This is a genomic window from Aeromonas sp. 603404, from assembly GCF_049171775.1.
Classification (GTDB): Bacteria; Pseudomonadota; Gammaproteobacteria; order Enterobacterales; family Aeromonadaceae; genus Aeromonas; species Aeromonas veronii_A.
This window is the reverse complement of record NZ_JAAKPE010000003.1, coordinates 204,604-217,363: the sequence shown is the minus strand read 5'-3', so window position 1 is coordinate 217,363 and position 12,760 is coordinate 204,604. Positions and strand designations below refer to the sequence as shown.

General features: G+C 56.8%; 14 protein-coding genes, 2 tRNA genes and 1 pseudogene. 13 read left to right on the top strand and 4 right to left on the bottom strand.

Translation table 11 applies throughout. The features are described 5' to 3' along the window. Nucleotides 1-185 precede the first annotated feature (185 nt). Together G5306_RS06630 and G5306_RS06625 are read left to right on the top strand one after the other, a co-directional pair. Nucleotides 186-259, top strand: a tRNA-Gly gene (locus G5306_RS06630). 15 nt (nt 260-274) lie between these two features. After that, nucleotides 275-349, top strand: a tRNA-Gly gene (locus G5306_RS06625). 161 nt (nt 350-510) lie between these two features. Here G5306_RS06625 and arcA read toward each other — a convergent pair. After that, the gene (gene arcA, locus G5306_RS06620) at nt 511-1,230 is read right to left on the bottom strand and encodes a two-component system response regulator ArcA (RefSeq protein WP_005338193.1); all 720 of its coding nucleotides are present in this window, start codon (nt 1,228-1,230) and stop codon (nt 511-513) included. A 396-nt stretch (nt 1,231-1,626) separates the two neighbouring features. On the opposite strand from arcA, the gene G5306_RS06615 reads away from it, so the two are divergent. Next, nucleotides 1,627-2,034 carry a DUF3293 domain-containing protein gene (locus tag G5306_RS06615; protein ID WP_421205395.1) on the top strand — a complete coding sequence of 136 codons (408 nt, stop codon included), beginning with the start codon at nt 1,627-1,629 and terminating at the stop codon, nt 2,032-2,034. A 42-nt stretch (nt 2,035-2,076) separates the two neighbouring features. Then, nucleotides 2,077-2,556, top strand: a complete 480-nt coding sequence (locus G5306_RS06610; protein WP_042054958.1) for a putative 4-hydroxy-4-methyl-2-oxoglutarate aldolase — start codon at nt 2,077-2,079, stop codon at nt 2,554-2,556. Nucleotides 2,557-2,559: 3 nt separating this feature from the next. Here the strand turns inward: G5306_RS06610 and G5306_RS06605 are convergent, their stop codons facing one another. Then, entirely contained in the window at nt 2,560-3,039 is a 480-nt protein-coding gene (locus G5306_RS06605) for a hypothetical protein (protein WP_005350173.1), read from the bottom strand. Between the two features lie 157 nt (nt 3,040-3,196). Here G5306_RS06605 and G5306_RS06600 point away from each other — a divergent pair, with 157 nt between their 5' ends. From G5306_RS06600 to G5306_RS06565, 8 genes are all read left to right on the top strand, one after another. Next, entirely contained in the window at nt 3,197-3,595 is a 399-nt protein-coding gene (locus tag G5306_RS06600; protein ID WP_005359119.1) for an META domain-containing protein, read from the top strand. Between the two features lie 239 nt (nt 3,596-3,834). Continuing rightward, nucleotides 3,835-4,203 carry an ArsR/SmtB family transcription factor gene (locus G5306_RS06595; RefSeq protein ID WP_005338181.1) on the top strand — a complete coding sequence of 123 codons (369 nt, stop codon included), beginning with the start codon at nt 3,835-3,837 and terminating at the stop codon, nt 4,201-4,203. 4 nt (nt 4,204-4,207) lie between these two features. Next, complete coding sequence (gene arsD / locus G5306_RS06590; RefSeq protein ID WP_421312603.1) at nt 4,208-4,576, top strand: arsenite efflux transporter metallochaperone ArsD; 369 nt, start codon at nt 4,208-4,210, stop codon at nt 4,574-4,576. 27 nt (nt 4,577-4,603) lie between these two features. After that, nucleotides 4,604-6,367 carry an arsenical pump-driving ATPase gene (gene arsA / locus G5306_RS06585; RefSeq protein WP_421312602.1) on the top strand — a complete coding sequence of 588 codons (1,764 nt, stop codon included), beginning with the start codon at nt 4,604-4,606 and terminating at the stop codon, nt 6,365-6,367. Between the two features lie 108 nt (nt 6,368-6,475). Further along, the gene (gene arsB / locus G5306_RS06580; RefSeq protein ID WP_421312601.1) at nt 6,476-7,540 is read left to right on the top strand and encodes an ACR3 family arsenite efflux transporter; all 1,065 of its coding nucleotides are present in this window, start codon (nt 6,476-6,478) and stop codon (nt 7,538-7,540) included. A gap of 76 nt (nt 7,541-7,616) precedes the next feature. After that, on the top strand, nt 7,617-8,042 hold the full coding sequence (gene arsC, locus G5306_RS06575; RefSeq protein ID WP_421254962.1) for a glutaredoxin-dependent arsenate reductase: 426 nt from the start codon (nt 7,617-7,619) through the stop codon (nt 8,040-8,042). A gap of 358 nt (nt 8,043-8,400) precedes the next feature. After that, nucleotides 8,401-9,612 carry a NupC/NupG family nucleoside CNT transporter gene (locus tag G5306_RS06570; RefSeq protein ID WP_216953192.1) on the top strand — a complete coding sequence of 404 codons (1,212 nt, stop codon included), beginning with the start codon at nt 8,401-8,403 and terminating at the stop codon, nt 9,610-9,612. Nucleotides 9,613-10,078: 466 nt separating this feature from the next. Further along, nucleotides 10,079-10,228: a hypothetical protein gene (locus G5306_RS06565; protein ID WP_005347375.1), complete on the top strand. Its 150-nt coding sequence runs from the start codon at nt 10,079-10,081 to the stop codon at nt 10,226-10,228. 183 nt (nt 10,229-10,411) lie between these two features. Here the strand turns inward: G5306_RS06565 and G5306_RS06560 are convergent, their stop codons facing one another. Further along, nucleotides 10,412-11,188, bottom strand: a complete 777-nt coding sequence (locus G5306_RS06560) for a BPL-N domain-containing protein (RefSeq protein ID WP_421312600.1) — start codon at nt 11,186-11,188, stop codon at nt 10,412-10,414. Between the two features lie 216 nt (nt 11,189-11,404). Here G5306_RS06560 and G5306_RS06555 point away from each other — a divergent pair. Beyond that, nucleotides 11,405-11,512, top strand: a pseudogene (locus G5306_RS06555) (metal-dependent hydrolase); the annotation flags it as partial. A gap of 302 nt (nt 11,513-11,814) precedes the next feature. Here G5306_RS06555 and G5306_RS06550 read toward each other — a convergent pair. Continuing rightward, nucleotides 11,815-12,435, bottom strand: a complete 621-nt coding sequence (locus tag G5306_RS06550; protein WP_421312599.1) for a hypothetical protein — start codon at nt 12,433-12,435, stop codon at nt 11,815-11,817. Nucleotides 12,436-12,760 lie beyond the last annotated feature (325 nt).

The window sequence follows — 12,760 nt, the reverse complement described above, 5'->3', positions numbered from 1 at the left end:
TCGAGTGGCGCAAGACTATCCTTGCCGTTTGGCCTTGGCAACCTTGTAAATTATCTGTGTTGAAAATGTTTGATTGAAAAAGCAACTGTCTGCTCAATCCTTGTCCGAACAGATTGATTTATTGAAAAAAGTGGCAAAGGCGCCATTGCGCTCGGCGGCAAAATGCATATAGTAGGAGCCCTGACGCGGGTGTAGTTCAATGGTAGAACGGTAGCTTCCCAAGCTGCATACGTGGGTTCGATTCCCATCACCCGCTCCAAATTTGAGATGCCAGGCGGGCATCGTATAATGGCTATTACCTCAGCCTTCCAAGCTGATGATGCGGGTTCGATTCCCGCTGCCCGCTCCAGCTTCAAAACAAAAAGCCCACTCCTGCGAGTGGGTTTTTTGTTTTTCATCTGTCTTGTGCGCAGTTCGACGTCACGCTCACCGTTTCTCAGCTTTAAGGCAAACCGCAGAGACAGAAAAGGCGCCCGAGGCGCCTTTTCAGATCAACAGCGTAGCGGGAGCTTATTCCTGCTCCAGTTCACCACAGAAACGGTAGCCTTCGCCGTGAATGGTGGCGATGATCTCCGGAGTATCGTTAACGCTTTCGAAGTGCTTGCGAATGCGACGGATTGTCACGTCAACGGTACGGTCGTGGGGCTTGAGCTCACGGCCGGTCATCTTCTTCAGCAGCTCGGCGCGGGTCTGGATCTGGCCCGGGTTTTCGCAGAAGTGCAGCATGGCGCGGAACTCGGAGCGCGGCAGCTTGAACATGTCGCCAGTCGGGCTGACCAGTGCGCGGCTGTTGATATCCAGCGCCCAGCCGTTGAACAGGTAGCGCTCAACCAGCTTCTTCTCTTCGCCACCGGCTGCCACGTTCATGGTGCGGCTCAGCAGGTTGCGGGCACGGATAGTCAGTTCGCGCGGGTTGAACGGCTTGGTGATGTAATCATCGGCGCCGATCTCCAGACCCAGGATCTTGTCAACCTCGTTGTCACGACCGGTCAGGAACATCAGGGCGATGTTGTCGTTCTCACGCAGCTCACGGGCCAGCAGCAGGCCGTTCTTGCCCGGCAGGTTGATGTCCATGATCACCAGATTGATGGTGTGGGAAGTGAGGGCCTGGTGCATTTCGTCGCCGTTGTTGGCTTCGAGCACGATGTAGCCTTCGGCTTCAAAAATGCTTTTCAGGGTATTGCGTGTGACCAGCTCGTCTTCGACGATCAGAATGTGTGGTGTTTGCATGAGTATTCCCAGATTCTTATCAGTTAATTATCTTAAATTTAACACTCTTTGGCGTTTCAAACCGATTTCCTGACTGATCCTGAAAATTTATTACGTCATCCTGGGTATGAGAGTCAGGTCGGAATATCGCGAATTAGGCATCAGTACCGGCAAGTATCCCTGTGCCACTTATAGGTTCCCGACAAGTCTGGTCGAGCAGAGCCTGGAAAGGTCGTCCATTACGAAAGTGGCCGCATTTTATCAGTTAACAGGAGCATAACAACACTCTTTGCCGTCAGATAGCAACTTTTTAACTCTGATTTGATATAGGTCAAACCCTGGTACAGCAGCATCATACTTGGCCTGAACCGGGTTTTCGCCCCTACAAAATGTAATGGAATGTAACATGTGATTGACATGAATTTGTGGGAAAACTACAAGAAAATCTGCTTTATCGCGCCATTTGAGCCACCAGACTGGTCTGCCTTTGCCATCATCACAGCTTGGAATCCGGCCAGCCAGTGGGTCACAGAACGACGCAATATGCGGCGGGAACGGGCGCTGTGGCGCCATCTGACCGTGGATTTGCAGGTGCCCGTGGTGGGGCCATTTTGGGGATCTGACCCGGACGAACGCTGGCAGGAGTCATCGCTGGCGGTGGCGCTATCTCTGCCACAAGCCCGTCAGCTGGCTGCCCGTTTTGGCCAGAATGCTCTCTACTGGGTGGAGGATGGCCAGCTCTGGCTGGTGCCGGTATTGACTGATAAATCAGCAGTTTGTCTGGGCAATATTGAATCCTTCTGGATTGCCAGAAACCTTGCCTGATGAAAGAATGAACACCTTCATGTATCTGAAAGGAATCAAATCATGCTGGATCTCCTGCCCGACCTCTGCGATCAACATGGCGACTTGCTGCAAGTGGCCGACCCGGTGTTTCAGGATTTTGGCGGCAAGGCCATCTTCTATGGTCGCGCCGTAACGCTCTCCTGTTATGAAGACAACAGTCTGGTGCGGGATCTGGTGACCCGCCCCGGTCACGGCAAGGTGATGGTGATCGACGGCGGCGGCTCGCTGCGCCGTGCGCTGCTGGGCGATCAACTGGCGGTCAAGGCGGTGGAGCAGGGGTGGGAGGGTATCCTGATCCACGGCGCGGCGCGGGATGTGGGCACTCTGGCGACACTGGCGCTCGGGGTCAAGGCGCTGGCGGCCTGTCCGGTCAAGACCGAGAAGCGAGGATTGGGAGAGCTGGGGGCCGTGGTCAGCTTTGCCGGGGTGACCATCCACGAAGGGGATTATGTCTATGCGGATCGCAACGGCGTGGTGGTGAGCGCCACGCCGCTGTTGTGATCATCAGAAATTGAAGCCGACCCCCAGACTCAGTGCCTGATCGGCAGTGATGGCGCTGACGCCGTAGTTGGCGGTGAGGGAGAGTCTGGGGGTCAGCAGCAGGCTGGAGTTGAGCTCCAGCAGGGTGCTGGCCTTGTTGAGATCGAGATGCTTGATCTGGCTGCCGATATTGAATGCTGGAGAGAGCTGGTAGCGTACCCCCGAACTCATATTGAAACCGGATGTGCGATTCTGATCCGCCACCGCCGGGCCCGCTTCCATAAAGAGGGTCACATCATCCACCACCGGATATTGATAGCCGCTATTGACCAGCCAGAGATCAAAACTGTCGCTGTGATGGCTATGGCCATTGAGCAACACACCCGAGTAACTTTTGACATAGAGAGACGGGTTGGATTGCGGCTGAACCACTGCCCAGTCGGCGGCCTGTACGGCCATGCTGGCGCAGGTTGCAAGCAGTGTGATGATGAGTGATTTGACCATTCGTTTCCCCTCCCTGGGTCCGGAACTGAGCCTAAGCATGGCACATGCCAGCTGGTAGTAAAGTGAAGCGTGATCACAATAAAATCCTTTGGCATGGGCGCCAGCCATGTTAAACAGGCTGCCGTATTGATGGCTCTAATCATTAAGAGGTGAATCCATGAACAAGAAACTGACTCTGCTGGCCGCGCTGGCACTGGGAGGCTGCGCAATGGCAACAGGTTCCAGCATGGCTCAACTGCAAGCATCCAGCTGGCAGCTGCAAGGCGCCACCGGCGATACCTTCACCCTGCAAGTGGTCGACGGCAAGGTGGCGGGCAAGGGCGGCTGCAACCGCTATTTTGGCGGTATTACCAAGCAGGGTGACGGTGTCTTGACGCTGGGCGCCATGGGCTCCACTCGCATGATGTGCATCGGCGACGCCATGAACAAAGAGACCGAGTTCCTGCAAAAGCTGGAGAAGGTGGCAACCTACTCCATCAACGGCAACCAGCTGACTCTGAGCGATGCCAACAAGGCGGCCCTGCTCACCTTTAACGCTGTGCCTGCTGCCAAATAAGGCACGCGTTTGTCTGATTGCCCCGACAGCGCTGACTGTCTGATACGCCCTCCCTCTGGAGGGCGTCTGTTTATCTGCGACGAACCCTGCGTGGTCGTCCGCTACTGTTGTTCACTCGTCGATTCTCCAGTCAGCCCGCTTTGATGCCAGAACCTCATATCTTCGCTTCGGTACGTATCTTGATCATTTCAATAATTCTTGTATAGTTGAAATAAAAGGTCACACCAAGGGGAGTGAAGATGAACAAAGAGATGGCCACCAAGGTCTTTGAATCGCTGGCATCCGGCATCCGGCTCGATGTGTGGCGGCTGCTGGTGAAGGCGGGGCTGGAGGGGCGAGTCGCCGGTGAACTGGCCAGCGAGCTCGATATTGCCCCCAATACCCTCTCGTTTCACCTCAAGGCGATGCTCAATACCGGTCTGCTGTCGGTGGAACAGGAGGGGCGCTTTCTGCGCTACCGCGCCAATATTCCCCTGATGCTGGATGTGATCGCCTACCTCACCGAGGAGTGCTGCGCCGGTCATCCCGAGGCGTGCGGCGTGATGCGTGCCGAGTCAGCCTGCTCCCCCCATGTTCTGCCTGCGCAGCCCTGCTGCAACAAGGAGTAATGCCATGTCCTCCATTCAGATTTTTGATCCTGCCCTCTGCTGCTCCAGCGGAGTTTGTGGCACCGAGGTTGATCAGGCTCTGGTCACTTTCGCAGCCGACCTTGCCTGGGCCAAGGAGCAGGGGGTGGCCATCGAGCGTTTCAATCTGGCCCAGCAGCCGATGCAGTTTGCCGAGACACCTGCCGTCAGCGCTTTTCTGACCCACGCCGGGGAGGAGGGGTTGCCACTGGTGCTGGTAGAGGGACAGGTGGTGTTGACCGGCCGTTATCCGAGCCGCAGCGAGCTGGCTCGTTATGCCGGGCTGTCTGCGCCGCAAGCGGCCATCAAGGGGATCGTCAAGGGCGGCTGCTGCTCCGGCAGCGGTTGCTGCTGAGTCGTGACGCACCATTCGGGAGAGGCTATGTACCATTTTCTGACCAATCCACCGCCGTTTCTCTTTTTCACCGGCAAGGGCGGGGTGGGCAAGACCTCGCTGGCTTGCGCCAGTGCGGTAGCGCTGTGTGATATTGGCAAGCGGGTGCTGCTGGTGAGCACAGATCCTGCCTCCAACGTGGGGCAGGTGTTTGCCACCGAGATCGGTAATCGCGTCACCGCCATCGCCGCTGTGCCTGGTTTGTCGGCGCTGGAGATTGATCCCCCCGCGGCGGCCAAAGCCTATCGGGAGCGGATCGTCGGGCCGGTGCGCGGCAAGTTGCCCGAGAGCGTGGTGCGCAGCATCGAGGAGCAGCTCTCCGGCGCCTGCACCACCGAGATCGCCGCCTTTGACGAGTTCACCGCGCTGCTGACCGACCCGGCGCTGCTGGCCGAGTATGACCATATCGTCTTTGATACGGCCCCAACCGGCCACACCATCCGGCTGCTGCAACTGCCGGGCGCCTGGAGCGAATTTCTGGAGCAGGGCAAGGGGGATGCCTCCTGCCTTGGCCCGCTGGCGGGGCTGGAGAAGCAGCGCAGCCAGTATGGCGAGGCGGTCGCCGCCCTGGCGGATGCTGCCCGTACCCGGCTGGTGCTGGTGGCGCGCGCCCAACAATCCACTCTGCGGGAAGTGGCCCGCACCCACGAGGAGCTGGCCGCCATAGGCTTGCTGAATCAGCAACTGGTGATCAATGGCCTCTTCCCCGAAGGCGCCCTTGCCGGAGATCCGCTGGCAATGGCGCTCTGGCAGCGCGAGCAACAGGCTCTCGCCCAGATGCCGCAGGGGATAAAGGCGCTGGCGCAGGATCATATCCCGCTGCTGGCCACCAATCTGGTGGGGGTCGACAGTTTGCGCCAGCTGCTGCAACCACAAGATGCTGGTGAGCAGGTATCACTGGCAACGTCAGCCCATCTGCCAGCCCAGCCCGAGTTGAGTTCGTTGGTGGACGAGCTGGCCGCCGACGGTCACGGCCTCATCATGCTGATGGGCAAGGGCGGGGTGGGCAAGACTACGCTTGCGGCCGCCGTGGCGGTGGAGCTGGCGAGCCGCGGTTTGCCGGTGCACCTCACCACCTCGGATCCCGCCGCGCACCTGAGCGAGACGCTGGCAGCTAGTCTGCCCCATCTGGAGGTGAGCCGCATCGACCCCCATGCCGAGACCGAACGTTACCGTGCCCAGGTGCTGGCCACCAAGGGAGCAGCACTGGACGAGCAGGGGCGGGCACTGCTGGAGGAGGACTTGCGCTCCCCCTGTACCGAGGAGATCGCCGTGTTTCAGGCCTTCTCGCGCATTATTCGCGAGGCGGGCAAGCGCTTCGTGGTGATGGATACTGCCCCCACTGGCCACACCCTGCTGCTGCTTGACGCCACCGGCGCCTACCACAGGGAGATCGCTCGCCAGATGGGAAACAAGGGGCTGCACTTCACCACCCCCATGATGCAGTTGCAGGATCCCAAACAGACCAAGGTGTTGATTGTGACGTTGCCCGAGCCGACGCCAGTGCAGGAGGCGACCAATCTGCAGGCCGATCTGCGCCGGGCTGGCATCGAGCCCTGGGGCTGGCTCATCAACCACAGCTTGCAGCAAGCCGCGGTCAGCTCACCGCTGCTGCAACTGCGGGCCGAGCGCCAGTTACCCCATATCGAGGCAGTCGAGCAGCAACACGCCAGCCGCTACGCCGTGGTGCCACTGCTCGCCGAGGAGCCGGTGGGGCCCGATGCCCTGCGCCGCCTCTGCCAGTACCATTGAGTCGCCGCCCCGGTCTGCTGCCGGGCGGCTTGAATATGCCGTTACTTGTTATAAACCCGTGTTTTGAACCAATAGAAGATGCGAAATTGCGCCGCATCGGGAGCTGTGATGTCTGCAACATGTGATGCCAAGGTCGTGCCTGCCATCGGCTTTTTTGAACGTTATCTGACCGCCTGGGTCGCCCTCTGCATTCTGGTGGGGATTGGCCTCGGGCAAGGTTTGCCGGATCTCTTCAAAGCGATCGGTGCCATGGAGGTGGCCAAGGTCAACCTGCCGGTGGGGCTGCTGATCTGGGTGATGATCATCCCCATGCTGCTCAAGATCGATTTTGGCGCCCTGCATCAGGTGAAGGGGCATCTCAAGGGGATTGGAGTCACCCTCTTTATCAACTGGCTGGTCAAACCCTTCTCTATGGCCTTTCTCGGCTGGCTCTTTATCCGCGTGCTGTTTGCCGACTGGCTGCCGGCAGATCAACTCGACAGCTATGTGGCGGGGCTGATCCTGCTGGCGGCGGCCCCCTGCACCGCCATGGTGTTTGTCTGGAGTCGCCTCACCAACGGCGATCCCTACTTCACCCTGTCGCAGGTGGCGGTGAACGACCTCATCATGGTGTTTGCCTTCGCACCGCTGGTGGCGCTGCTGCTCGGGGTCTCCAGCATCATAGTGCCGTGGGATACCCTGCTTACCTCAGTGGTGCTCTATATCGTCATTCCGGTCATCATCGCCCAGCTGCTGCGCAAGGCTTTGCTGAAAAAGGGAGAGGCCCATTTTGACGGCGTCATGACCCGCATCCAGCCCTGGTCGGTGGCGGCCCTGCTGCTCACTCTGGTGCTGCTGTTTGCCTTTCAGGGCAACGCCATCATCGAGCAGCCGCTGGTTATCGCCCTGTTGGCGGTGCCCATTCTGATCCAGGTGCTGTTCAACTCCGGGCTGGCTTACTGGCTCAACCGCAAGGTGGGGGAGAAGCACTCGGTCGCCTGTCCTTCCGCCCTGATCGGAGCCTCCAACTTCTTCGAGCTGGCGGTGGCCGCCGCCATCAGCCTGTTCGGCTTTCACTCCGGCGCGGCGCTCGCCACCGTGGTCGGGGTACTGATCGAGGTGCCGGTCATGCTGCTGGTGGTGCGGGTGGTTAACGCCAGCAAACCCTGGTACGAAGCGGGGCTGAGCCGTTAACTGATGGCCGCTAACAGCTGGCCGCGAACTAGATGCTATCCATTTTCTATTCACTTGATTAATGAGAGACACGCAAATGAGTGCAATCACCATCTATCACAACCCGGAATGTGGTACCTCCCGTAACACCCTGGAGCTGATCCGCAACAGCGGCGTCGAGCCCACTGTCATCCACTATCTGGAGACGCCCCCCTCCCGTGACCAGCTGGTGGCGCTGATCGCCGCCATGGACATGCCGGTGCGCGATCTGCTGCGCAAGAACGTTCCACCCTACGAGGCGCTCGGTCTGGCGGAAGATCGTTTCAGCGATGATGAACTGATCGATGCCATGCTGGCTCACCCCATCCTCATCAACCGCCCCATCGTCGTTACGCCGCTTGGCACCAAACTGTGCCGTCCGTCGGAAGTGGTGCTCGATATATTGCTCGATCAGCAAAAAGGGGCCTTCGCCAAGGAGGATGGCGAGCAGGTGGTGGATGCGAGCGGCAAGCGCCTCAAGTAATCATCTGAGTACTCAAGTACGGATTGAAACAGGGCCAGCGTCACGCTGGCCCTGTTTCGTTGTGTGAACAAGTTGAAAAAGTTATTCCGGCCAATCGTTTTACCGCTTTTTCTGCGACGATGATCACTGTACCATCGCCGCCCGACCTGCCACCCGGCCGCATCTACCCCTGCGACGGCGCTGGCGTCACCCGATACATGCTGTCACCCGGAACGTGAATGACCCCAGGATGGGACCCGCCACTAACCTGTAGGTTTGTGGTCTGCGTGTCGCGTGGGTCGGCACCTCTCCCGCCGGATCTCCCGCGACGCCTGTCTGCAGACTTGCCATATGAAACTCCTCTCTTCATAGGTGCAAGATGACACTGTTATTGAGTCTGGTCGGTATGCTGGCCCTGATGTTTATCGCCTGGCTGGCGAGTGAAAACCGCCGAGCCATCCGCTGGCGAACCGTGCTGGGTGCGCTCACCCTGCAAACCGGTTTTGCTGCGCTGGTGCTCTATTTCCCCCCCGGACAAATCATGCTCGGTGCCATGAGCAATGGCGTCTCCGCCCTGCTCGGCTTTGCCGACAGCGGCATCCGTTTTGTGTTTGGCGATCTCGCCAGCAACGGCTTTATCTTCGCCGTGCGGGTGCTGCCGCTGGTGATCTTTATCAGCGCGCTGATCGCCGTGCTCTACCACTTCGGCATCATGCAGTGGGTGATCCGTGTATTGGGTGGCGCCGTGCACCGCCTGCTCGGCACCAGCCGCGCCGAATCCCTGGTGGCCACCGGCAATATCTTCCTGTCGCAAGGGGAGTCGCCGCTGCTTATTCGTCCCTTCCTCGCCGGTATGACCCGCTCCGAGCTCTTTGCGGTGATGACCTGTGGCATGGCCTCGGTGGCGGGCTCGGTGCTGGGAGGTTACGCCGGTCTGGGTGTGGATCTTAAATACCTCATTGCCGCCTCCTTTATGGCGGCGCCCGGTGGCCTGCTGATGGCCAAACTGCTGGTGCCGGAGCAACAGCAGGTGAGCGATCAGACCGAGATCACCCTCGACAAGAGCGACTACAGCAACGCCATCGACGCGCTGGCGGGCGGCGCCATGGGCGGCATGAAGATCGCCGTGGCCATCGGCACCATCCTGCTCGCCTTTGTCAGCGTCATCACCATGATCAACGCTGGCCTCACCACCGTAGGCGAGTGGTTCGGCTGGGCCGATCTCTCCCTGCAGCAGCTGCTGGGCTATCTGTTTGCTCCGGTGGCCTGGCTGATTGGCGTGCCCACCAGCGAGATGATGGCGGCAGGCTCCCTGATTGGTCAGAAGGTGATCATGAACGAGTTCGTTGCCTATCTGGACTTTGCCAATATCAAGGCAGATCTGAGCGCCCACACCCAGATCATCATCACTTTCGCCCTCTGTGGTTTCGCCAATCTGGGCTCTATTGCGGTGCAGCTCGGCTCCATCGGCACCATGGCACCGGAGCGCCGCCACGATGTGGCCAATATGGGCTTCAAGGCGGTACTGGCGGCGACCCTCGCCAACCTGATGAGTGCCACCTTGGCCGGGATCTTTGTCTCGCTGGCCTGATAGCGTGAGGCAATAGCCGGCTAGCCGGCGGCTCAAACAAAAGACCCCCTCTTACCGCTGGGCAATAGGGGGTCTTTTTATTGGTTTCGCCGGTTGGGCAACTGCGCTGCCTGCCTTTGAAAATGGTAGTAGCACTGCTTAACGCCATTTCGGCGCAGTGCCAGATAATCCGGTTCGGCGATGAGATCTGCTCCAGCATGGGACTACGCCAAACCGGGTTACAGCGTATGCCTTTATCACCTTTTTGGCGGGGGACGTGGGCCTCGTTGCGTTTCGCGTAACGGGGCGGCAGCCGCTGCTACAGCGTGTCACCGTGCAGAATGAATAGTTTTTTAGATTGAATGTTGCATATTCAATCGATTATTTAGTTGGGCGTTTGGGGGATGAGTGGTGTCTGAATAGGGGAGCAGGTTGGCCAATGCGCCGTCAGCCAGTCTTTAAGCGGTCATACAAAGGAGACACTCTGATGGAAACACTTGACCTTAACATCGACACCATGCGCGAAGAGTTCCAGCTTCAGGAGCGCAAAAAAGCCCAAGAGAAGTGGCAAGCCCGAGTCGATGAGCTGCAACAGTTGCGGGGTGGGGAGAGACAACCGGAGGAGCAGGAAGAGTAGTGCTCGTTCTCGGGCGAAAGTTGAGGTAGCGAACGCTTTGTATCGGCTACCCGTGATCTGCCACCGATAAAAAAACCACCGACCTTTTGCAGGTAGGTGGTTTTTTTTATGGATTGCGGTCGATTGGATGGCCTGACTTCCGGGCCGATCAATGGGAGCAAATCCAGGGGCGTAGGGATGCGACTAATTCGAATGGGTGACGGGCTCTTCGGAGAGCAACTCGTTGACGAGTCCAACGGCTAAATGAATATTCGACTCCATCTTGTCGCTGTCCACCGCATTCTCTTTCCACGATTCAGGGGCTTCGGGGTGTGGCCCGGAAACCGCCACCTTGCCTTTCCCGTATGAGCTGATCAGCGCGGCAATCTGATGGTTTTGAAAATGGGCGACGACCTTGACCTGCTCGGGGCTTGGCACCGGCGTAAATTGCGGGCCGGCCTGGTAATACATCTGGCGCTCTTCACCAAGCCAGGTGATCGGGAAGATCCTGGCGCTAAAGTCGCCGTCATAATCATCGGATGTGGCAGGAACAAGGCCCAGCGCCGGCACAAAGCCCTCCTCCTCAGACCAGCCGTTGGATGCCACAAATGCGCCCCCACAGATCCCGAGGTAGCGGCCACCGTTTTGCAGATAGGTTTTTAACGCCGAACGCGCTTCTGCTGTGAAGGCATTGAGGAGCGGCTCCACATCGTCCTCCGTACCGCCAACGATAAACACCCTGGCATGATCGAGCTCTGCAGGCAGCGCCCCGATATTGGAGAGATACCTGACTGGCAAGCCCACCTGCCTGACCACATCTGCAATCGCTCTGGTGCTATCCCCATCAGAAACCGGCCCGTTATAGATCAGCGCGTACGGCTCTTGCTGCAGCTGCGCAGAGGCGGCCTCTGCCATGCATCCTGTCATTAACCAAAGGCTGATAACGCTCGCAATCCGCACGACGCTTTTTGGTACATTCATCGTTGCCACTATCCCTGTGATGTGAACCGAAGAGACTACTTATCACGATTCCGTTCTGCATGTCAGCCGCTGTTAAATGAACATTTCAAGTTAACGCGCCAACGCTGATTGGCGCTGCATTTAGCTAACAGCGAACCAATACAGTGGGTTCACTTCACCTTCACTTCACCGAGCGGGGGTAGGGTAGGCTCACGTTTTCAGTTGGAGCTTTATCCTATGCCCACCATAGTCACTCACGCCGCCGTCCCTCTCTGCCTTGGTCTCGGGCTTGGCAGCCGGATTATCCCGCCGCGCCTGCTGCTGGCTGGGGTCGCCATCGTCCTTCCCACTCTTGCAACATTCGGTCGGCATATCCAAATTGATCAACCCCTCCACCAAACGCCATTTTTACATCCGTGATAAAATCTTGACTTTCCTGAGTCCCCCTTATTGCATGGACACATTCACCAGTTTTTATATTTTGATACATTACACCTTGAAAATCAGATGAAGCTTGTTCGTCGTTTTCAACGATTTTCCAAACTGAATTATCTACATTTTTACCTTCTTAATATTGCTCATTTCCATTTTTATGGTCGCCGTAACTTTTGTCAGATAAAAAAGCGTAATTCTTTGTATTTGCCATGTCATTGCTCCTGCATCATGAATTTAACGTTAACCAAAGAAGGCGGGGTTAATTTCTTTAATCCTGCTCTATCCTGTATAGATAATTGGTCTATTTGGTTTTGGTTTTTATTTTTACATCCCACCGCACCATCAATGTTCTTATCAGGACTGCAATTAATGTGTATATCTCCGAATCTAATTTCTGCCCAACCTGTTACTTCGTCTGTAAGAACAGTTGCACCCGCGCGATATGTACGAACAGGATCAGCTAATAGTTTTTTATCTAATGGAGACCCGGCTTTAACTATAAAATAATAGGCATCGATCATCTTCCATCCGCAGTGCCCAGGCAGATAATGATCCTTATATATTTTTGCCGTAAAGTTGTTAGGGTTATCTTTGTCGCGTATAACTTCTGTATCAATATCTCGCAAGCGATCATGAGTCGCCGCCGGAATAATACCAAAAACATACGCCGTTCCTCTGCATTCCGGATTGCTTGATTCATAATCTGTTGACACAGCAAGCTTGTACCCTTTATCAAACGGAAACTCGCCATGAATAGTAAAAAGCTCCGCTGGATTAGGATTAATCTCCGGCTCAACATTGGGCTCTTTAAGCCACCAGTACCCACCTCCCATCGCGCCAAGGTTACAACACCCAATATCAGCTTGGTTTTTTTGGGGATGTTGCTTGGCTTTCCCTTTCCATCATCCATTAATCACCTCGTTGTTTTTTCTTTATAGATTTTTTATCTTTCCTTAAAACTTCCGCTTTGATACTCCATGAGCGGGCTTAAACCTCAAAAAGGTGGGGGGCCCGGATTTTATTACGTATGTTGGGCTAAAAATCGTAGGTTGGTGCTTCACGAAGTGAAGCCCAACGTGTACCGAGAAATAGATCTATAAATCTGTTTTACGGATCTGCTACATCCTTGTTTATCCCGAGCAGGTTAGCACAATAATG